A 22,511-nucleotide genomic window follows, 5' to 3' on the forward strand; every position below is an offset into this window, starting at 1 on the left:
TACTGCCCGTTAATGCGGGATAAAAATAGCCCGAACCATGCAGGGCATGATTCGGGCTTATATTCAGATTAGTAAGCTAAGCTGAATAGACCTTTAATGTGTGATAAGTAACGAACGTTACTTGCTTCTTTCATTAATGATGCTGGTAAGCCTTTAAGTGGAGTATTGCTTGCTCCAATTGTAGCAACCGCATCTTTACGTCCTAGACTAGCAAGTGTTCCAGAGTTTACAGGTGCGAACTCTTCGAATGCTTTGCCTTCTAGTGCTGCGTATAAGTTGTATCCAATTAACTCACCCATTTGCCAAGCGATTTGTGCAGTTGGTGGGTATGGACGTCCGTCTGGAGCGAAGACAACAGCGCTGTCTCCAGCAACGAATACGTCTTTGTGAGAAGTAGATTGTAGGTATGCATCAACTGTTGCACGTCCACGGTTAACTTCAAGACCTGATTCACCGATTAATGGGTTACCTTGTACGCCGCCCGTCCAAACGAATGTGTTAGCAACAAGTTTTTGACCGTCTTTTAAGTCGATTTCGTTGCCAGCAACGTTTGTTACAGGAAGACCAGTTAAGAATGTAACGCCGCGCGCTTCTAGGCTAGTAGTTGCACGTTCGATTAAGTGGTCTGGTAATACTGGAAGGATTTTTGGACCTGCTTCAACAAGAAGAAGTTTCACTTCTTTTGGATTTACGCCGTGGCTTTTTGCAAGTTTAGGCATAATGTCAGCAAGCTCACCAACTAGCTCAACGCCAGTTAATCCGCCACCACCGATTACGATTGTAGCATCAGCTTCGTTTTTCGTTTTCGCGTATTCACGAATACGGTCTTCAACGTGTTTGTAGATTTTATTTGCATCAGCAGCAGATTTTAATACCATGCTGTTTTCTTCTAGTCCTGGAATACCGAAGTAAGCAGTTTTACTTCCTAAAGCAACTACAAGTGCATCGTAAGATAAAGTAGTGCCGCCAGCTAATTTGATTTCTTTGCTATCAACTGAGAATGACTCAACTGTTGCAATTTTAAGATCGATATCTTTACCTTTGAAAAGCTTTGTAAGTGGCATTGCAATTGCTTGCTCAGACACGTTACCAGCTGCAAGGCGGTGTAATTCAGTGATGATTTGGTGTGTTGGGTATTGGTTAATCACTGTAACTTGTGCTTCTGATTTGCTGTAATATTTACGTACGTTTAAAGCGGCAAGAAGACCGCCATAACCAGCGCCTAAGATGACAATTTGTTTTGACATAGTATGATATCCCCCGTCTTTACTAATTGTTGTTATAAGTTAAATTATTTATTGTTACGTTCTGCACTAATTTGAAGATATGCGTTCACAAAGCGGAACATTTTTTGTGCTTGTGGATCTTTTAGTAATTTTAACAGACCGAATAGGCCGATAACTTCGTTGCTTTCGTCAGCACGATCTTTCGCTTCGATTGCAGTTGCAGCCATGCTTTTCACTGTATCTTTTACAGGTTCTACAAGCTCTGTAATTGCACCAACAGTGTCGCTTTTTAATACTTCATCAGTAGCAACAGTTTGAGCGAAGTCATAAGACTTAGTTAAAATGTTAACAAGCTCAGTTAATTTTGGAAGCTGTTCTACTAGTGTTGTTAATGATTCTTGTACCTCAGGTTTTAACAACTGATCAAGTACATCAAGTTGTCCTTGGCTAGCAGAAATTTGTACAGTTTCTTGTTCTGGCTTTGTTTGAGTCATAGTTTCTGGCATCTCCAATTCTCCTTTACGATAGCAATACTCTTATTTTTGATAAGTAAGATAGTAAACGGTTACGAAACTTTATACAAAGTTTCACAAAACACAATAAAATGCCTTTAAATTTATGACAGCAAGTAAGCTGCAAACATAAATCTAAAACCATAACGTCTTACTTATTATTTATGAACTGTCCGATACATGGCTTGTCCGCATAATGGAAAAGCTCCGTTACCGGAAAGTGTATATAATATATATCCTATATTATATACTATATACACCTATGTTAACATAAAAATGATTCCTAATTATTTGATATTGAGTGTATAACGTAGTGCTGACAAGGTATGAAAGCGTATAAAATATTTTGTTCCAGTTAGAAATGTACATATATATAAAGAAAAAAAGGAAAAAATGAACCAATTCATGTTCGTTTTTTCCTTTTTCCTATTATTCACCTTCTGCAATTAGCATCGATGTGTTACCTTCTTTTTCAAGATGGCATTCGCCCCAAGAACAAAGAGAATCAAGAATGGATTCTAAAGACCAACCGTAGTCGGTAAGAGAATATTCTACTTTCGGTGGGACTTGGTTGTATACTTTTCTTTGAATGACGCCGTCGTCTTCTAATTCACGTAATTGCTGTGTTAACATTTTTTGTGTAATACCAGGCATGGAACGTTTTAGTTCACTCGTTCTCTTTGTACCTTTCGTTAAGTGACAAAGGATAACAACCTTCCATTTTCCGCCGATAACTTCTAAAGTCGCCTCTACAGGAATATTGTATTTCTTCATATGAAATCCTCCCTTTGTAAGTAAAATAAGTTAAATCATACAAATGTTACTTTTTAGTACCTATAGCACTTTAAAGTACGTACTTTTTATCATGTTAAATATGTTTCATAATAGCACATGTAAGAGGCAAATGAGTAGTACGGTACCAAAAAGTGACTATGTTACTTTTTAGTGCCTATAGTACTTTAAAGTGCGTTCTTCAAAAAAAGAATGAAACCATTCATAATAGCATTTGTAGAGATTAAATATATTTTTTAGAAGATAAAAGGGCCTTTTTATCACACTATTATGATTGGATTTCTTGTAATAAGGAGGGATTCAATTGAGTTCATATACAGTACCATCTTCGGAAGTTCAGACAAATCGAAGAAGTATGTTTGCTTTATTAGCACTAGCAATTAGTGCGTTTGGGATTGGTACGACCGAGTTTATTAGTGTCGGTTTACTACCATCTATTTCAAAAGATTTAAATGTTTCGGTTACAACAGCCGGTTTAACGGTTTCCTTATATGCGTTAGGAGCGGCAGTAGGAGCTCCTGTTTTAACAGCGTTAACGGCTAGTATGTCGCGAAAGACATTATTAATGTGGATTATGGTTATTTTCATTATTGGTAATGGTATTGCGGCATTAGCAACAAGCTTCACTGTATTAATTATCGCAAGGATTGTATCTGCGTTTGCACATGGTGTGTTTATGTCAATTGGATCTACAATTGCAGCTGCGATCGTAACAGAGAATAAACGTGCTAGCGCAATTGCGATTATGTTTACTGGATTAACAGTTGCGACTATTACAGGTGTGCCGATTGGAACGTTTATCGGTCAAGAGTTTGGCTGGAGAGCGTCATTTATGGCGATTGTTGTAATTGGAATTATTGCTTTCATCGCAAACAGTATACTCGTCCCATCTAATTTAAAAAATGGTGTACCTGTATCGTTTCGTGATCAATTTAAATTAATTAAAAATGGAAGACTATTACTTGTTTTCATTATTACTGCACTTGGATACGGCGGTACATTCGTAACATTTACGTATTTATCTCCGTTATTACAAGAAGTAACAGGATTTGAAGCAAGTACTGTTACTATCATTTTATTAGAGTATGGAATCGCAATTGCGATAGGGAATATGGTCGGCGGAAAATTATCGAATCATAATCCGATTCGAGCGCTATTTTACATGTTCTTGATTCAAGCGATTATATTATTTGTTTTAACATTTACAGCGCCATTTAAAGTAGCTGGATTAATCACAATTATTTTCATGGGACTATTCGCATTTATGAATGTTCCGGGGCTACAAGTATATGTAGTTATATTGGCAGAGCGCTTTGTTCCGAGTGCGGTTGATGTTGCTTCAGCAATTAATATTGCCGCATTTAACGGAGGGATTGCTTTAGGTTCTTATATAGGTGGCCTTGTAACGAATTCATTAGGATTAATCCATACTGCTTGGGTAGGTGGCCTTATGGTAGTAGCCGCTGTTATTTTAACAGCGTGGAGCATGACATTAGAAAAAAGAGATCAAGTAAAATAAAAGGAGAGAAAATAAAATGAAAAACTTACAAAGTAAAGCAGTATTAAATAATGGTGTAGAAATGCCTTGGTTCGGTTTAGGTGTATTTAAAGTAGAAGAAGGACCAGAACTTGTAGAAGCAATTAAATCAGCAATTAAAGCAGGATACCGCAGCATCGATACAGCTGCAATTTACGGAAATGAAAAAGCTGTAGGTGAAGGAATTCGTGCAGGTATTGAAGCGACTGGTATTGCAAGAGAAGAATTATTTATTACTTCAAAAGTATGGAACGCAGATCAAGGGTATGAAACAACAATCGCTGCATACGAAGAGAGTCTAAAAAAATTAGGACTAGATTATTTAGATTTATATCTTGTTCACTGGCCTTCAGAAGGAAAATATAAAGATACATGGAGAGCGCTAGAAACACTTTATAAAGAAAAGCGCGTACGTGCAATTGGTGTAAGTAACTTCCAAATTCATCACTTACAAGATGTAATGAAAGATGCAGAAATTAAACCAATGATTAACCAAGTAGAATACCACCCTCGTTTAACACAAAAAGAACTACAAGCTTTCTGTAAAGAACAAGGTATTCAAATGGAAGCATGGTCACCACTAATGCAAGGTCAATTATTAGATAATGAAACATTACAAGAGATTGCTGAGAAACACGGTAAAACAACAGCGCAAGTTATTTTACGTTGGGATCTTCAAAATGGAGTAATCACAATTCCAAAATCAACGAAAGAACACCGTATTATTGCAAACGCTGATGTATTTAACTTTGAATTAACGAAAGAAGATATGGAAAAAATCGATGCGTTAAATCAAAATCACCGCGTTGGTCCAGATCCTGATAACTTCGATTTCTAAGATTAAGGTAAGAAAAAAGAGTGCGTAAAAGCACTCTTTTTTTGTGCATAAAAACAGTTTCTAAATAAATACTACTTAGTATTAAGTTTGTTATTAAGGGGCTGTAAACATGAATATAAAGCAATCGTTCAAACTTTTAGCTATGTTTTTAAGTGTTTTATTTGTGTTATTCCCACTTCAAAAAGCATTCGCAGAAGTGATGGACCATACAAAGTATCAAATGGATTGGAGTTATAGTAAGTCCAAGAAGAAACCAATCCGAACAGAGCTTATTAAAACGGCAGATGGCAAAATTGCTTTTTGCTTAAATGTAGATTTGAAATCTCCAAGCGGTCAAGATTTACCGGAAATGGGGAAAGTGGATATTAACGTATACCGTGTATTATTAAATGGATATCCACAAAAGAGTCCACAAGAATTAGGGGTATCTGATTGGAGAGAGGCGCATTACGCAACGCAGCTTGCAGTGTGGAATGCGTTAAAACAAATCGATGTTAATGATTTAGATTTCCGTAATAAAAATGTAGAAAAGGTAACGAAAGATATCGTTGCAAAAGCAAGCGCTAGTGAAGAACTACAAGAAATTACGATGAGTGTAACTCCTACAGAAGAACAACAAGCAGTATTGAAAAATGATTTCTTTGAAACAGGCTTATATACAGTAGAAACAAATGCAAAAAGTGGAACGTATAAAGTGCAAGCAACAGGTGCACCAGCGGGCGTGAAATTTGCAAATGAAAAAGGCGAAACAAAAACAGAATTTAATGTAGGAGAAAAGTTCCGCATTTTAATTCCGAAACAAACACCAGCGGGTGGATTTAGCTTTAAAGTATCAGGAAATTTAACGAAATTACAAGGGATTGCGCATAAAGGTACACCGACTATTCAAAATGCAGTAGTATTACTTGAGCGTAGTGAAGAAAAAACAAGTCCAGAGTTAGCGGTAAGTTGGAAAAAGGCTGAGGCTCCAAATAAGCCATATACTCCAAATGAACCGCATAAACCGAATCAAAAGAGATAATGAGAAAGCATTGGTATATGCCAATGCTTTTTCATATGAATTCTTTAAAGATATATCAAGATAATAATTAATCGAGTGAAACACTATTTTAACGTTTGAAGAAGTATTTAAAAATAATAAAATATGGAGAAATCTAAACGTTACAATAAATGGATTTTATTCACGAAATTGTAACATTATTCTAATTAGAGAGGCTATCAAACAAAGTGTAAAGCGTGTACAATTCAGTTGGAAAAACTACCTATAGATGGTAATATATGAAGAAAATGTAAAAATCTATTGTTGTTCACATTTTTAGATGTATAGATGACAATACTGAAAAATATCTTTTACTATTCTCTTTTTTATGTAGCAAGAGAACTCATCACAAATAGAGAGAAGTGAGGAGGGGATATTACATAAAAATTGTACAATGTAAGAAAGCGAATACATGGAGGGAAATGCGGTAGTAATAGATACAGGTGCGCGAGGTGTTAGTCTATTCATTAAATATTTTTATAAAAATAATAGGATTTTTGATTAGATGAATATATAGAGTGGTTTGCCTAAAAAAAGGACAGGGGACACAGATTATGTCAAAGCAAAAAAAGAGTAGGGTATTAGTTGCTGGTATATGCATATCTACATTATTATCGCCAGTAGCTTTCGAAGCATCGAAAGGATATGCGGCGCCTTTGGAAGAGAATAAGGGCGGGCAGTTGGAAGAGAGTAAAGAGAATCGTTTGGAGCAGAGAACGTTTCATTTGCCTGGGAAAGGTAGTATTGAAGAAGAGCAAAAACGCTTAAAAGTACGTTATGTACTTTCAGCGAATGAACCAACTGGAATTTATGCTGGTCCAAATGAAGAAATTAAAATTGAAATAAAAGGAACGCAACCTATTAAAGCGTTCATAGGAACGAATTCATATGTTGAAAAAGGGTTTGAAGAATTTGAGTTAAAACCTGGTGAAAATAATATTTCATCTTCAAGAGGTGGAATACTATATTTTTATAATATGAATAATGATGGTGAAGTAACAGCTTCAGTTATTCATGGAGGAAGTCATTTTCCGTTATTTATCTTAGGGAAACACACAAAAAAAGATTGGGATGCAATGTTAAAGAAGTATGAAAACCCTTATGCAGTTGAATTGAAGGGTGAGAGAAGTTTAATTACTGCAAGTCCTGAAGCAGTGAAAAACTATATGGGAGAAACGGATCCAGTAGAATTAATGAGGCTACATGATAAGATTATTCGCTTTGAAAATTCTGTAGCAGGATTATATGAAGATGGTGTAGGGGTGTCAAAAGCTCCAAATCATTATATCCAATTTGTCGAAAAGAGAAAACCAGGTAAAGGTGATTGGATGTTTGCTACTCATTATCATACAGGGTATGTTCCAGAGACTATGGATAGGGTTTTAAATATAAAGAGATTACAAGGAGATGGCTGGGGACCGTGGCATGAAGTAGGACATTTACATCAGCAAGCTCCTTGGTTTTGGTCAGGTGTAGGAGAAGTAACAGTAAATATATATTCATTGTCAGTTCAAAGGATGTTAGGAAATAAATCAAGTTTAGAAGAAGATGGTCATTATAAAAAAGCTTTTGCTTACCTAGATAATCCTGATGCTCAAAAAAAGATGGAAGAATTCGAGAAACTAGTAATGTTTTGGCAACTCGATTTAGCTTATGGGGATCATTTTTATCCTAATCTACATCAAATGTATCGCTTGTTACCAGAATCTGAAATGCCTACTTTAGATGAAGATAAAAAACAAATGTTTATTTATATGGCATCGAAAGTGGCTAAACAAAACTTAGTACCATTTTTTGAGAAATGGGGATTGAGTCCAAATAATGAGGTTAGAGAAAAAATTAAAAATTTAAATTTACCTAAATTAGAAAAGGAAATATGGAAAGCAACAGATAGTAATATTATTCGTGAAAAACAAGTGAAACCATACGGCGGGCTTCCTTATGGTGAAGCGTCTAATATGGTACAAAATCTTATCGTTGGTACGGATTTTGATGAAAATCTAGCAAGTAGCCTTGTTCAAAATTTAGGTGAGAATGTAAAAGTAACGGGTAGAATTATGTGGTCGGATTTAGAGGTTGGAAAAAGAACGGTATTTGTAGAAATTGAGGATGAGAAAGGACAGAGAAACTTCATTTCTGTTCCAGTTAACAGTCTTTATGGAGATACTATGGTATTTAAAGGTTACGGTGATGAGGTAAATTCTGTTATAACACTCCTTCATGATGAAAAGAAAATCAATGTTTCTTTTGTTGGTAATGAGTTCCATGAGCGTTTTAAAAATGAAAAGTATGTAGGGATTACCTTATATGATAAGGATGGAAATGAAAAGAAAAATATTTCTATAGAAGGGCAAGAAAATTCTAAGAAAGTTGCTTTGCAACTCGAAGGTGTTGAACTTCAATATGGCGATATTATGAAAGTATATCATGCAGAACCAAGTCGTTTCGATTGGTATCAAAGTAATAAACTTGTAGAGCAAGGTGGAGCTAAGAATAAAAAAGAAAAGTTCTTTAAGATTACTCCACAAGGATACGAACTAATAGAAGGTATACAGGAAGTAGAAGCAGTACCACAAAAAGTAGTAATCGGGGCAGACGCTGAAAAATTAGAAGCGAAAAACTTTGTTCAAGTAAAAGGTGGAGAAGTAATTGGTTTTGTAGAAAAACCGAATACAATGAAAATCGGTGAACAAAAAGTAAAAGTGGAAACGAAAGATCGTTTTGGAAATAAGAAAGTGACGGAAGTTCCATTAGAAGTGACATATGGAGACAGTTTAGTATTTAAAGGGCTTAAATATAATACAGATATTAAATCAATTGTAACATTGCAACATAATGAGAAAAAATTTAGTGCGACAGCTGATTTAAATCAAGTGCACCACTATTTTAAAGAAGAGACGTATTTTGAATTTACATTACTAAATCAAAATGGGATTGAGAAAAAGAAAGCAACTGTACAAGGTATTGAAAAGGCGAAAGAATTTGCGAATGCCATTAATGGGCTAGAATTCGAGTATGGTGATGTTGTTAAAGTATATCATGCAGAATCAGATCGCTTTAATTGGTATCAAAATAATAACTTTGTTGGTGAAGGTAAGGCGAAGGTAGAGAAGGAATTACTATTTAAAGTTACAGAGCAAGGTTACGAGAGAATGGAAGCTCAACAAGAAGTAACGGCAGTACCACAAAAAGTGACAATCGGAACAGATGTTGAGAAATTAGATGCAAAAAACTTTGTTCAAGTGAAAGATGGAGAAGTAGTTGGATTTGTAGAAAAGCCAAATACAACGAAAATTGGTGAACAAAAAGTAAAAGTAGAAACGAAAGATCGCTTTGGTAATAAAAAAGTAACAGAAGTACCGCTAGAAATAATATACGGAGATAGCATTATGTTCTTTGGTACATGGCATAGCGGAACCAATATTAAATCGATTGTTACATTAAATCATGAAGAAAAGAAATTTAGCACAACAGATTCAGAAGGTGCAATGCATACTTCATTTGCAGATGAGAAGTATATGGGAATGACTGTATATGATAAAGATGGAAAAGAGAAGAAAGCTTTATCAGTAAAAGCATCTGAAAATACAAAAGGATTTGCGGAACAATTTAATGGAATGGTCTTTGAATACGGCGATATAGTAAAGGTTTATCAGAGAGAATTCGATCGTTTTAAAGTATATAAAAAGAATGAGTTTGTAGATACAAAGTATGGTGTAAATGAAGTATTCTTTAAAATTACAGAGCAAGGTTTCGAGAGAATGGAAGCTCAGCAACAAGTAACGGCAGTGCCGCAAAAAGTAGTGATTGGAACAGACGCTGAAAAATTAGAAGCGAAAAACTTTGTTCAAGTGAAAGACGGAGAAGTAGTTGGATTTGTAGAAAAACCGAATACAACGAAAATCGGTGAACAAAAAGTAAAAGTAGAAACGAAGGATCGTTTAGGTAATAAAAAAGTGACAGAAGTTCCTGTAGAAGTAATTTACGGAGATAGTATTATGTTCTTCGGTACATGGCATGGCGGAACGAATATTAAATCGATTGTTACATTAAATCATGAAGAAAAGAAATTCAGTACAACCGATTCAGAAGGTCCAATGCATACTTCGTTTGCGGATGAGAAATATATGGCGATGACTGTATATGATAAAGATGGAAAAGAGAAGAAAGCTTTATCGGTAAAAGCATCTGAAAATACAAAAGGATTTGCGGAACAATTTAATGGAATGGTCTTTGAATACGGCGATATAGTGAAGGTTTATCAGAGAGAATTCGATCGTTTTAAAGTATATAAAAAGAATGAGTTTGTAGATACAAAGTATGGTGTAAATGAAATATTCTTTAAAATTACAGAGCAAGGCTTTGAGAGAGTGGAAGCTCAACAAGAAGTAACAGCAATGCCGCAAAAAGTAGTAATCGGAACAGATGCCGGAAAATTAGAAGCGAAAAACTTTGTTCAAGTGAAAGATGGAGAAGTGCTGGGATTTGTAGAAAAACCAGATACAACAAAAATTGGTGAACGAAAAGTAAAAGTAGAAACGAAAGATCGCTTTGGGAATAAGAAATTGACAGAAGTTCTTATGGAAGTAACGTATGGGGATAGCGTAGTATATCAAGGTGTGTCTAATGTAACACGTTCAATCGTTACGTTAAATCATGAAGAAAAGAAATTACATGCGACATTTACCGATGATGAAATACATTATCGTTTTGTAAATGAACAGTATATAGGACTTACGATTTATGATAAAAATGGAAAAGAGAAAAAGCATGTAACGGCAGAAGGACAGGAGACTTCAAAGAATTTTGCTGAGCAAGTAAATGGAACGGCATTTGAGTATGGAGACGTGTTGAAAGTATACCATGCGGAACCGAGTCGTTTGAATTGGTACAAAAAGAATGTGCTAGATAAAAAAGAGGGTGCAATGAAGGGTGAAGAAATTTCCTTTAAGGTTACTCCAAATGGTTTAGAACAAGTGTAACAATAAAAAAATCTCGTAAAACATTATGTTTTACGAGATTTTTTTATTATTCAGCTTCAGAAACTACTGTGAAGCGTTCGTTTACATGTTTTGGGTTTTCAATTTCATCAAGTGCTGCAACTGCGAAGTCTTCGTAACTTACGTAGCTATCACCTTTTGCGTTCACAAGAAGGTTGTCTTTACCAGCTTTATAAGAACCAGTACGTTTTCCTAATGCGAATAGTGCAGAAGGGCTGATGAATGTCCAAGTGATGTCATTTGTTTGTTGCAAGATTTCTAAGTTTTTACCTTGGTTTTGAGCTGTTGCAAGATATTCTTTCGGGAAACCTGGTGTCTCAAATACACGTGTTGTTTTCTCTTCGTCTACAAATAAGCTTCCAGCGCCACCAACTACAAGTAATTTTGTGTTAGGTGCACCTTTCATCGCTTCAATTAGTACGTTTCCTGCATCTACGTGAAGGTGTTCTTGTCCTGCTGGAGCACCGAATGCATTTACAACTACATCGAATGCTTGCAAGTCGTTAGATGTAAGAGAAAATACGTCTTTTTCTAAAACTTTTACGTTTTCTTCTGTAATTTTTGCAGCGTTTCTTACGATTGCAGTTACTTCATGTCCGCGATCCAATGCTTCTTTTAAAATACGACTTCCTGCTTTACCAGTTGCTCCGATAATTCCGATTTTCATAATAAATCCCTCCAAAGTGTTTTGTTAAAGTGTATATCTGAAAGTAAATGGATTTGTTGTAATTAGGTTTGTTACAACCTGTTGTAATCATTATAGTTACATGTTGGTATTTTTGTCAATAGGGTTGTTTGTGAATTTATTTTTTGTTTTAGTATGCACAGTTAGAGGGAGGGTAGTCAGTCATAAAGACATTGTTACTGTGAACCTGGCTAATATTTGGAAATTGCAAATTGTCGAAAAATGTTGATTTTTGAATGTTTTTTAAATATAATTCGTTTTATGGAGAAAAGGAGGGGTTAATTGTATGAATATTTTAGAGCAATTTATTTCATCAACAAATACAATTCTTTGGTCATATATTCTTATTGCAATGTTAATTGGTTTAGGTCTTTATTTTTCTATTAAATTGAAATTCGTACAAATTACTCATTTAGGGGAAATGGTTCGACTAATGAGTGATGGATTAACTGGAAAGACGCGTAAAAAAGGTAGTGTATCTTCTTTCCAAGCGTTTTGTATGAGTTCAGCAGCTCGTATTGGTATCGGTAACTTAGCTGGTGTAGCATTAGCTATATCTATGGGAGGACCTGGAGCTGTATTTTGGATGTGGGTTATTGCGATTATCGGGGCTTCTTCAAGTTTCGTAGAAAGTACGCTTGCCCAAATTTATAAAGTAAAAGATGGCAGTGGCTTCCGTGGTGGTCCTGCTTATTATATGGAAAAAGGTTTAAATAAACGTTGGATGGGAATTTGGTTTTCTATCCTTATTACAGTTAGTTACGGTTTAATTTTTAACTCAGTACAAGCGAATACAGTAACATTAGCGTTTGAAAATGCATTTGGTTTAGAGCGTTATATTGTTGGTATTGTATTAGCTGCATTAGTTGCGGTTATTATTTTTGGTGGTGTAAAAAGTATTGCACGTATGTCGGAAATGATTGTTCCGCCAATGGCGCTTGTTTATATTGCGGTAGCTATTTTTGTTGTCATTAAAAACTTCTATTTAATACCAGATGTGTTTACGGAAATCTTTAAAGGTGCATTCGGTTTAGATTCAGCTGTAGGTGGCGGTATCGGTGCTGCGATGAAATATGGTATTCAGCGCGGATTATTTGCGAACGAAGCAGGTATGGGTAGTGCGCCGAACGCGGCAGCAACAGCTGATGTAACGCATCCAGCAAAACAAGGTTTTATTCAAACGATTGGCGTTTTAGTAGATACATTCTTAGTATGTACATCAACAGCATTTATCGTACTATGTTCTGGTGCATATAAAGCAACGAATTTAGAAGGTATTGAATTAACGCAAAATGCATTAAGCTCACAAATCGGCCCATGGGCAAGTAGCTTCTTAGCGATTATTATTTTCTTATTTGCATTTAGTTCTCTTTTAGGAAACTACTATTATGGTGAAACAAATATTGAATTTATTAAGCAAAGCAAAACGTGGTTAACAATTTACCGTATTGCGGTAGTTGGAATGGTATTATTCGGTTCTGTTGCGACGCTTCAAGTTGTATGGAATATGGCAGACTTATTTATGGGTCTAATGGTAATCACGAACTTAATTGCGATTACACTTCTTGGTCGATTTGCGTACGCAGCATTAGCAGACTATGTAAGGCAAAAGAAACAAGGGAAAGATCCAGTCTTCAGTGCAGATTCTATTCCTGGTTTAACGAATACAGAGTGCTGGGATAAGCCAGTGGTAACAGATAAAGAAAAAGCAGTGTAATTGAAAAGGCGAGCATCGAGGTAAATTCGATGCTCGCCTTTTTTGTTGTAGTAAATGATGAAAAGGATGAGGGGTAATTATTAATATAACTTTTTTGTTTGTTTCTCTCGTTATTTGTGGGGAACGTACTGTTTTAAAAGTATGGCTGGTCGAATAGGATAAGTTATTAAGTATTGGATAAATGCATGTAATGGCTATATTTTCATGAAAAAAACACGTATGTTAAAAGAATTAACGTACTCATGTTATAAAACCTAACATAAAGTTCTTGATTACTAAAAGTTTTTAGAATATAATTTTCTTATTGTTAGGAAGAGGGGGCAATGCAATTATGGATTTTTTAGCTAAGGTAATTGGGGATATAAATAATATCCTTTGGTCATATATCATTATTGCGATGTTAATTGGGTTAGGGCTCTATTTTTCATTTCGTGTGAAATTTGTCCAAGTTCGTTACTTCGGTGAAATGATTCGTTTGCTTGGGGATGGGGCAAGCTCGAAAACGAGGAAAGCGCAAAAAGAGAAGAGCGGTGTATCATCATTTCAAGCATTTTGTATGAGTACAGCTTCTCGTGTAGGTACTGGTAACTTAGCTGGTGTAGCTATTGCGATCTCAGCAGGTGGTCCAGGAGCAGTATTTTGGATGTGGTTAATCGCGGTAATTGGGGGTGCTTCTGCATTTGTAGAGAGCACATTAGCGCAAATTTATAAAGTAAAAGATGGGAATGCATTCCGTGGGGGCCCAGCGTATTATATGGAAAAGGGTTTAAAGAAACGCTGGTTAGGTGTTGTGTTCTCTGTTCTAATAACAGTAAGTTTCGGATTGATTTTTAACGCTGTACAGTCTAATACTGTAGCGGCTGCCTTTGATGGGGCGTTCAAAACAGATAGTAGATTAGTAGGCCTTGTTATGGCTGGTTTACTTGCAGTTATTATTTTCGGCGGAGTAAAACGAATTGCTCGCGCGGTTGAAATGATTGTTCCAGTAATGGCAATTATTTATGTAGCAGTGGCATTATTCGTTGTTGTAACAAACATTACGGCAATTCCATATGTATTTAAAGAAATTTTCTTACATGCTTTCGGAATTAAAGAAGTAGTAGGCGGAGGATTAGGAGCTGCGATTTTATTAGGGGTAAAACGTGGGTTATTCTCAAATGAAGCAGGTATGGGTAGTGCGCCGAACGCAGCAGCGACTGCAAACGTAACGCACCCAGTTAAACAAGGTTTCATTCAAACTTTAGGGGTATTTACTGATACATTATTAATTTGTAGTTGTACAGCATTTATTATTCTTTTATCAGATGTGCATAATGCAGCTGATTTAAATGGAATTCAATTAACGCAGCAGGCGTTAAGTCAACATATCGGTCCATGGGCTTCTATATTTGTAGCAGTTGCGATCTTCTTGTTTGCATTTAGTTCATTAGTAGGTAACTACTACTATGGTGAAACAAATATTGAGTTCTTAAATGGAAGTAAAGTGTTATTAAATGCATACCGCATTGCTGTACTTGGTATGGTTATGCTAGGATCTGTAGCAACAATTCAAATCGTTTGGGACTTAGCAGATTTATTTATGGGAATTATGGCTGTTATTAACTTAGTAGCAATTGTATTCCTTTCTAAGTATGCTTTCGCAGCGTTATCAGATTATATTAAGCAAAAGAAACAAGGGAAAGATCCAGTCTTTTATGCGGAGTCTATTCCAGGTTTGAGCAATACAGAGTGTTGGGATGAGTCAGCGGTAGCTGATAAAGAAAAAGCGGTATAATGAAAAGGCATCAAGTGAAACTTGATGCTCTTTTTTTGTTTTATTCAACTATTTGCAGATAGTAAAAGACGAACATTAATAGACGTTTTATAATAAAATGTAATTTTTTAAAGAAAAGTGCGGATATGATTTGTGATTTGTGTTAGAATGGAAAATGCCTTTGAAATAAGAGGTTTTATGATCTTTCCTATCCGATTGAAGATTTTGGAGGAGAAATGGAAAGTTCGGATTATTTCTTGTTTTGAATGGTCAGACGTTCAACGTTAATGAAGAGTTAAATGGAGGATTTTATTAATGAAGTTTGTTATGTTCCTTGTAGGATTACTCGTTGTATTTGTACTCGGTTTTCTTATAAGTGCCGATCGAAAGAAGATTAAGTATAAACCAATCGCAATTATGCTTATTATTCAGCTAGCATTATCTTATTTCTTATTAAATACGCAAGTTGGTTATATTTTAGTAAAAGGAATTTCAGATGGATTTGGCGCACTTCTTGGATATGCGGAAGCTGGAATCGTTTTCGTATTTGGTGGTCTTGTTAATAAAGGAGAGGTTTCATTCTTCTTAACAGCGTTATTACCAATCGTATTCTTTGCGGTTTTAATCGGAATTCTGCAACACTTTAAAATTTTACCGATATTTATTCGTGCTATTGGTACGTTGTTAAGTAAAGTAAATGGTCTAGGAAAACTAGAATCATATAACGCAGTAGCAGCTGCCATTGTTGGACAAGCAGAAGTATTTATTACAGTAAAAGATCAATTAAGTAAAATCCCAAAACATCGTTTATATACATTATGTGCATCTTCTATGTCGACAGTGTCGATGTCAATCGTTGGTTCTTATATGAAAATGATCGAACCGAAATATGTAGTAACAGCACTTGTATTAAATTTATTTAGTGGTTTCATTATCATTCATATTATTAACCCGTACGATATTACAGAAGAAGAAGATACACTGAAATTAGAAAATAAGAAAAAACAATCATTCTTTGAAATGCTGAGCGAGTACATTATGCTTGGTTTCACAATCGCGATAACAGTAGCAGCGATGTTACTTGGTTTCGTAGCATTAATTACAGCAATTAATAGCTTGTTTGATTCAATGTTCGGTATTACATTCCAAGCTATTTTAGGATATATTTTCTCACCATTAGCATTCGTAATGGGTATCCCACAAGCTGAGATGGTAACAGCGGGACAAATTATGGCAACAAAATTAGTATCAAACGAGTTTGTTGCGATGCTTGATCTTGGAAAAGTAGCTGGTGATTTATCGGCTCGTACAGTTGGTATTCTTTCTGTATTCCTTGTATCATTTGCGAACTTCTCATCTATCGGAATTATTGCAGGTGCAACAAAAGGTATCGATGAAAATCAATCAAATGTTGTATCATCATTCGGTCTACGCCTTGTGTACGGTGCGACATTAGTAAGTATTCTATCAGCGATTATCGTTGGTGTTATGTTATAAAAAAAGGATGGCTCTAGCTCATAGCTAGGGCTATTTTTATGGTAAATTTGCATGAAAAAACCAATTAATTAGGAATATATTAACATATAAAAATCTTTTAAAATTTATATTGCATTTCGTCTAGATAACGCTTACAATTTGATTTGTAGGTGGTATCAATTTCAGACTTTCAAGTATGGTAGGAGAGAAGAAGCTACCTTTTATAAATTGCAATTTATGTAAACGCTTACTGATTTTAGATGACAGTTGAATAGTTTTAGGGGTTTTAAATTTTTTTAACAACAATGGTCAGACGTCATTCGTTATACGTTATACGACCAATAACTTGTGGGAGAAGTGGAGGATTCACATATGAAGTTCGTAATGTTTCTAGTCGGTTTACTTGTAGTGTTTGTACTAGGTTTCCTTATTAGTTCAGATCGTAAGAAAATTAAATATAAACCAATTGCACTTATGCTTGTCATTCAATTGGTACTTGCGTATTTCTTACTAAATACAAAGGTCGGATTTGTATTAGTAAAAGGGATCGCAGATGGATTTGGCGCTATTTTAAAATTTGCGGAAGCTGGGGTTAATTTCGTATTTGGTGGTCTAGCAAACGATGGACAAGCACCATTCTTCTTAACAGTATTATTACCGATTATTTTCTTAGCAGTATTAATCGGGATTCTGCAACATATTAAAGTTTTACCGATTATCATTCGTGCAGTCGGTTTCCTATTAAGTAAAGTTAACGGTTTAGGAAAACTAGAATCATATAATGCGGTAGCAGCTGCAATCGTTGGTCAAGGGGAAGTATTCATTACAGTAAAAGATCAACTAAGCAAATTACCGAAAAATCGTTTATACACACTTTGTGCATCTTCAATGTCTACAGTATCGATGTCAATTGTCGGTTCTTATATGAAAATGATTGATCCAAAATATGTAGTAACAGCACTTGTATTAAACTTATTCAGTGGATTCATTATCGTTCATATCATTAATCCATATGAAGTAAAAGAAGAAGACGATATTTTAGAATTACAAGAAGACAAGAAACAAACATTCTTTGAAATGTTAGGCGAATATATTATGCTTGGTTTCTCAATCGCTGTAACAGTAGCGGCGATGTTAATCGGTTTCGTGGCATTAATTACAGCAATTAATGGTGTATTCGATTCAATTTTTGGAATCACATTCCAAAGCATTTTAGGATATATCTTCTCACCATTAGCATTCGTAATGGGTATTCCAACATCAGAGATGTTACAAGCAGGACAAATTATGGCAACAAAATTAGTAACGAACGAATTCGTTGCAATGCTTGATCTTGGTAAAGTAGCTGGTGATTTATCAGCTCGTACAGTAGGTATTTTATCTATCTTCCTTGTATCATTTGCGAACTTCTCATCTATCGGAATTATCGCAGGTGCAACGAAGAGTATCGATGGCAAACAAGCAAACGTTGTATCATCATTCGGTTTAAAACTTGTATACGGTGCAACGTTAGTAAGTATATTATCAGCGATTATCGTTGGGGTTATGCTTTAATAAATTAAGAAAAGCAATGAGCGTAGGCTCATTGCTTTTTTTGTTTAACTTGCTTTATCCAAGTCTCTTTTAAAACGTGGTTTCTCTAAATAAGTTCCCAGTCTCCACACATATTCCACTGGCCCCATTCGGTATTTCTGGAGCCAATAGGTGCTAACGAATAATTGAATCGTATAAATTCCGATGGTTAAAAGAATACCGAAGAAATAGCCGATTTTCCCGTATAAGCCAAATCCATATGCGTAAAAAATGGTTGTTGCGATAATAGATTGCGCTAAGTAATTACTAACGGACATTTTCCCCATGTTCGCCATGTATGTTAGTAGACGGGTTGCTTTTTTGTAATGGAATAATAAAATGATTGTGCTTCCGTAAAAGAAGGTCATAGTTACTGGTGTAAGGCCATCTTGTAACATAATTAAAACCGGGTGTTTTATGAACATAGCTAAGATTTTAATTGTAAAAGAGAAGAGACCGGTGGCAAACCATATTTTTTTGACAGCAGGTATATGTTTACTGACCTCAAATAGCCAGCCTTTTTTCCCTACATACATTCCGAGTAGGAACAGTGGAGACATAAAAATTATTGCGAAAACTGATATGAAAAATAATCCGAATGCACCGTCAATTCCCATGTAATCAAAAGGATTTTCAGTCAATCTAAAGTTGACGTGATCCATATAGCTTCCAGTTTGATGGACTTTATGTTCTTTTTCAGTATAAGGTGCGAAATCATTTATATTTGTAGATGGATCAGTTTGATAAGACATAAGTGTAATAAGTGCGAGTAGAATAATCGCCCAAATAAGCAAAGTTTTCGGTTTTCGATTGATGAATATCATTAAAAAAATCCCGATTATTCCGTATGCAAATAAAATATCTCCCTCCCAAACAAAAGTGCCGTGAATGTAGCCGAGTAGTAAAAGAATGATAATACGTCTTATGTATGTGGGGAAGAATTTTTTTCCTTTTGCCATAATACTTTTTTGTAACAAAATAATGCTAAGCCCAAATAGAAAAGAAAATAGGGATATAAAGTTATGTGTGCCGAAAAATTGAATAAACCAATTAGCACCTTTATCAAGATCGCCAAATAGATAAGTTGGTTTTTCACTGGTGAAGAACCCAAATTGAATTAATGTCATATTGACTAGTAAAATGCCAAACAAAGCAAAACCACGAATTGCATCAACAGCTTCTACACGTTGATTCATTTTTCCTCTCCTCGTATATTCGTTTTTATATTGAAAATAATACCATTTTATATCTGGCACTATGTCAAATATGAGGAAATTTAAGGTGATTTTAAGATAGAGAGCAAACAAAAAAATCACCTTAATACATGTATTAAGGTGATTGAAATATTACTCAGCTGGAGGCGTAAATGTACGTTTCTCTAATTCAGCATCTAGCATAAACAGTGCGTTTGAATCGCTTGTAATACGTTTTAATTTTTGAATGATGCTATCGAATGAAGCTTCTTCTTCAACTTGTTCGTCAACGAACCATTTTAAGAATGTAATTGTTGCATGTTCACGCTCGTCCCAAGCGATATCAGATAAGTTGTAAATACGTTTCGTTACTTCACGCTCGTGCTCAAGTGCGACTTCAAAAGCGTTTAATACAGATTCGTATTCGTTATTCGGATTATCAAATCCAGTAATAATAGCGCGCTCTCCGCGGTCATTAATATAGTTGTAAAGCTTCATTGCGTGGAAACGTTCTTCTTCAGCTTGTACAAGGAAAAAGTTAGCAAATCCATCATAGCTCTCAGCTGTACAGTAAGCAGCCATTGCCATATAAGCATGGGCAGAGTAAAATTCAAAGTTCATTTGTTCATTTAATGCGTCGTGCAATTTTTTTGATAACATAAAATCCCCCTTAGTATTGTGACAAGAATATTATACCATAATTGATAATATTCTCATTTAGATACTTCGAACCTTTTTGAAAGCTTTGCGACGTGTGCGTCCATAATGTCTTGTAAGTCTAAATCATATTTTTGCGAAAGAATAATAAGGTTAGATAGTACATCGCCAAGTTCTTCTTTTAGTTCTTGTTTTAGCTCTTCTTCTGTTTTCGCATCTTCATCAGGGCGATCGCGGCCAATTTCAATAGCACGAACGACTCGTGAAACTTCCCCAACTTCCTCGGTTAAGAAATTTAAGCGAATAAAGGCATTATACTGTGACCAGCTTCGTTTTTCGTAAAATTCCTCAACCCATCTTTGAAATGCAACGATATCCATTTCTTCCTCATCTCCTCAATATGTTGTACAATGTCAATTGTATCATAACAATATATAGTTTCGGGGTGTAGGAATGAGAAAGATTTGTGTGTTTGCAGGTTCTAATTTAGGGGAGAGACCAGAATTCAAAGAGCAGGCAATTCAGTTAGGTAAAATGTTTGTTGAGAACGAGTATGAGCTTGTATACGGTGGTTCATGCGTTGGATTAATGGGAGAAGTAGCAAACGAAGTTCTTCGTTTAGGTGGACGTGTAACAGGTGTTATGCCGCGCGGTCTATTTCGAGGAGAAATTGTGCATACAGGATTAACAGAATTAATTGAAGTAGAGACGATGCATGAACGTAAAGCGAAAATGGCAGAGCTTGCGGATGCTTTTATCGCGCTTCCAGGCGGATACGGAACGTTTGAAGAACTATTTGAAGTTGTATGTTGGTCGCAAATTGGTATACATAATAAGCCAGTTGGTTTATTAAACATAAAAGATTTTTACGGACCAATTTTGCAAATGGTTGAACGTGCAGCAGAAGAAGGATTTATGAATCCATCAAATAAAGAATTGATCGTTTCAGCTGAGACAGCAGATAAACTAATTCATGCAATCCAAAATTATGAGCGTCCTGTTTTGGGAACGAAGTGGAAGCAACTATCATAGCAAATACGGAAACACGGAAACACATGTCGTTTTAATTTAAGATGGCATGTGTTTTTAATTTGGTTAAATATGTTAATGTTTAGATGTAATGTTTTGGGGAAAGGAGAAATAGATGGAGGAGTTCGTATATTTACGTCCGGTTTTTAAAAGTATTTTAGCAGCGTCTATTCTTGTTATGCTAATTGTTTTGAGACAGAAGAAAGAGTTGATTAATGAATTTTCGCTTTGGTTTATCTCGGTATTGTGTATCGGTGTTTCAGCGATAACGTTGTTTATGTCCGGATTTATCGTTGATGAGTATAATCTAGGTGGAGATCCACAATCGTTTTGTATGTTTATTGCGATTGGTTGTATTAGTGGTCTGAATTTCATTATTTATTACAGAAGGCAATAAAAGAGGCATTCCATATTACTTTGGAATGCCTTTATCATTTTGATTGCTTTGTTTTTTATACAGGTACCAGCCACCCCAGCCGCCACCAATTGCTACGACAACGAGGAAAGCATAGTCCTTAACCTCGACACGTATATTGAAAATATTAGCTATAAGTAAGAGAATCCCAACTGTTATTAACGCAAAAAATGCTCTAATTAAGTAGTCTTTCAACTGAACCACTCCCGTCATTTAAGTAGTAAATGATGAATTTGGAAAAGCTAAAGGGTGTTTCCTATATTTTAACATAGATGAGATTGTAATATATTGATAAAAGTAGGGGAGAGGGGCGCTGATATTGTCGTGATTTGTCGACAAATTGATATCCTTTGTCAAATCGTTGATATATTGCGGGTAATGATCGATATAATGAAAAAATCGTTGATATATTGCGAGTTATGATCGATATATTTGAAAAATCGTTGATATAATTTCGTGTACCGTTAAGTGCGACCATTACATAAAAAAGCGACTCTAAACGAGCCGCTTCCGCTTTTAATTATTATTGATTCAAGAACGCACGTAGCATCCAAGCGTGTTTTTCTAGTTCTGTGTAGATGCCTAGTAGTAGGTCAGATGTCATTTCATCGTCAGAGTCTTGAGCGATTTCCATGCCTTTTTTCAGTTCGACTAGCATCATTTCGTAGTCTTTCATGATTGCTTCGACCATCCCTTCTGCAGTTTCTCCGTATGCTGCTTCTTGAATAGAAGATAGTTCTAAGTATTCTTTCATTGTTGCTACTGGTTTGCCGCCAATTGCTAAAATACGTTCTGCAATTTCATCGATGTGAGTAGCTGATTCTGTGTAAAGTTCTTCGAATTTCTCGTGTAATGTGAAGAATTGAGGTCCTTTTACGTACCAATGGAAGTTGTGAAGTTTTGTGAATAAAACGCTCCAGTCTGCTACTTGTTTGTTTAATACTTCGATTACTTGTTTGTTCATTATGATCAATCTCCTTTTGAGTTGTTATGTGATATCAATTACTAATTTATAATCATTATAATATAGTAATCTCTATAAATCAACCCTTTTGCTGGAATTAATTTGA

General features: G+C 35.3%; 19 protein-coding genes. 10 read left to right on the forward strand and 9 right to left on the reverse strand.

Annotation, left to right across the window (positions count from 1 at the left end):
• Positions 1–68 precede the first annotated feature (68 nt).
• From ACTFO4_RS12055 to ACTFO4_RS12065, 3 genes are all read right to left on the reverse strand, one after another.
• A complete protein-coding gene (locus ACTFO4_RS12055; RefSeq protein WP_000043198.1) occupies positions 69–1,247 on the reverse strand; it encodes an NAD(P)/FAD-dependent oxidoreductase in 1,179 nt (392 codons plus the stop codon).
• Positions 1,248–1,291: 44 nt separating this feature from the next.
• Positions 1,292–1,732: a DUF1641 domain-containing protein gene (locus ACTFO4_RS12060; protein WP_001115309.1), complete on the reverse strand. Its 441-nt coding sequence runs from the start codon at positions 1,730–1,732 to the stop codon at positions 1,292–1,294.
• Between the two features lie 435 nt (positions 1,733–2,167).
• Entirely contained in the window at positions 2,168–2,512 is a 345-nt protein-coding gene (locus ACTFO4_RS12065; protein WP_000760481.1) for a winged helix-turn-helix transcriptional regulator, read from the reverse strand.
• A 373-nt stretch (positions 2,513–2,885) separates the two neighbouring features.
• Between ACTFO4_RS12065 and ACTFO4_RS12070 the strand changes: the two genes are divergently transcribed.
• The 4 genes from ACTFO4_RS12070 to ACTFO4_RS12085 all read left to right on the forward strand — a co-directional run bounded on the left by ACTFO4_RS12070 (position 2,886) and on the right by ACTFO4_RS12085 (position 10,926).
• Complete coding sequence (locus ACTFO4_RS12070; RefSeq protein WP_440013719.1) at positions 2,886–4,049, forward strand: MFS transporter; 1,164 nt, start codon at positions 2,886–2,888, stop codon at positions 4,047–4,049.
• Between the two features lie 16 nt (positions 4,050–4,065).
• Positions 4,066–4,905: an aldo/keto reductase gene (locus ACTFO4_RS12075; protein WP_000793526.1), complete on the forward strand. Its 840-nt coding sequence runs from the start codon at positions 4,066–4,068 to the stop codon at positions 4,903–4,905.
• A gap of 109 nt (positions 4,906–5,014) precedes the next feature.
• Complete coding sequence (locus ACTFO4_RS12080; protein WP_103621776.1) at positions 5,015–5,926, forward strand: thioester domain-containing protein; 912 nt, start codon at positions 5,015–5,017, stop codon at positions 5,924–5,926.
• A gap of 572 nt (positions 5,927–6,498) precedes the next feature.
• Positions 6,499–10,926: a putative mucin/carbohydrate-binding domain-containing protein gene (locus tag ACTFO4_RS12085; protein WP_440013708.1), complete on the forward strand. Its 4,428-nt coding sequence runs from the start codon at positions 6,499–6,501 to the stop codon at positions 10,924–10,926.
• 46 nt (positions 10,927–10,972) lie between these two features.
• Here the strand turns inward: ACTFO4_RS12085 and ACTFO4_RS12090 are convergent, their stop codons facing one another.
• Positions 10,973–11,611, reverse strand: a complete 639-nt coding sequence (locus ACTFO4_RS12090; protein WP_000689907.1) for an NAD(P)-dependent oxidoreductase — start codon at positions 11,609–11,611, stop codon at positions 10,973–10,975.
• A gap of 304 nt (positions 11,612–11,915) precedes the next feature.
• Between ACTFO4_RS12090 and ACTFO4_RS12095 the strand changes: the two genes are divergently transcribed.
• The 4 genes from ACTFO4_RS12095 (at position 11,916) to ACTFO4_RS12110 (ending at position 18,129) form a co-directional block, all read left to right on the forward strand.
• Entirely contained in the window at positions 11,916–13,346 is a 1,431-nt protein-coding gene (locus tag ACTFO4_RS12095) for an alanine/glycine:cation symporter family protein (protein WP_001022929.1), read from the forward strand.
• Positions 13,347–13,677: 331 nt separating this feature from the next.
• Complete coding sequence (locus ACTFO4_RS12100) at positions 13,678–15,120, forward strand: alanine/glycine:cation symporter family protein (protein WP_000346375.1); 1,443 nt, start codon at positions 13,678–13,680, stop codon at positions 15,118–15,120.
• Between the two features lie 294 nt (positions 15,121–15,414).
• Positions 15,415–16,596, forward strand: coding sequence for a NupC/NupG family nucleoside CNT transporter (locus ACTFO4_RS12105; protein WP_000673839.1), 1,182 nt, complete (start codon positions 15,415–15,417; stop codon positions 16,594–16,596).
• 351 nt (positions 16,597–16,947) lie between these two features.
• Positions 16,948–18,129, forward strand: coding sequence for a NupC/NupG family nucleoside CNT transporter (locus ACTFO4_RS12110; protein WP_000673874.1), 1,182 nt, complete (start codon positions 16,948–16,950; stop codon positions 18,127–18,129).
• A gap of 44 nt (positions 18,130–18,173) precedes the next feature.
• Here the strand turns inward: ACTFO4_RS12110 and ACTFO4_RS12115 are convergent, their stop codons facing one another.
• The 3 genes from ACTFO4_RS12115 to ACTFO4_RS12125 all read right to left on the reverse strand — a co-directional run bounded on the left by ACTFO4_RS12115 (position 18,174) and on the right by ACTFO4_RS12125 (position 20,377).
• A complete protein-coding gene (locus tag ACTFO4_RS12115; protein WP_326235361.1) occupies positions 18,174–19,343 on the reverse strand; it encodes a DUF418 domain-containing protein in 1,170 nt (389 codons plus the stop codon).
• Between the two features lie 150 nt (positions 19,344–19,493).
• Positions 19,494–20,000, reverse strand: coding sequence for a ferritin (locus ACTFO4_RS12120; protein WP_000949403.1), 507 nt, complete (start codon positions 19,998–20,000; stop codon positions 19,494–19,496).
• 53 nt (positions 20,001–20,053) lie between these two features.
• Positions 20,054–20,377, reverse strand: a complete 324-nt coding sequence (locus ACTFO4_RS12125; RefSeq protein WP_000355744.1) for a MazG nucleotide pyrophosphohydrolase domain-containing protein — start codon at positions 20,375–20,377, stop codon at positions 20,054–20,056.
• A gap of 88 nt (positions 20,378–20,465) precedes the next feature.
• On the opposite strand from ACTFO4_RS12125, the gene ACTFO4_RS12130 reads away from it, so the two are divergent.
• Positions 20,466–21,029 (forward strand): TIGR00730 family Rossman fold protein, encoded by a 564-nt coding sequence (locus tag ACTFO4_RS12130; RefSeq protein WP_002180113.1) that lies wholly within the window; start codon positions 20,466–20,468, stop codon positions 21,027–21,029.
• Between the two features lie 112 nt (positions 21,030–21,141).
• Positions 21,142–21,423, forward strand: a complete 282-nt coding sequence (locus ACTFO4_RS12135; protein WP_000390910.1) for a hypothetical protein — start codon at positions 21,142–21,144, stop codon at positions 21,421–21,423.
• Positions 21,424–21,438: 15 nt separating this feature from the next.
• Here the strand turns inward: ACTFO4_RS12135 and ACTFO4_RS12140 are convergent, their stop codons facing one another.
• Entirely contained in the window at positions 21,439–21,636 is a 198-nt protein-coding gene (locus tag ACTFO4_RS12140) for a hypothetical protein (protein ID WP_000656312.1), read from the reverse strand.
• 328 nt (positions 21,637–21,964) lie between these two features.
• Entirely contained in the window at positions 21,965–22,405 is a 441-nt protein-coding gene (locus ACTFO4_RS12145; RefSeq protein WP_001041895.1) for a Dps family protein, read from the reverse strand.
• Positions 22,406–22,511: the final 106 nt, after the last annotated feature.

The sequence above is a fragment of the Bacillus cereus group sp. MYBKT14-1 genome (genome assembly GCF_051915185.1).
Classification (GTDB): Bacteria; Bacillota; Bacilli; order Bacillales; family Bacillaceae_G; genus Bacillus_A; species Bacillus_A cereus.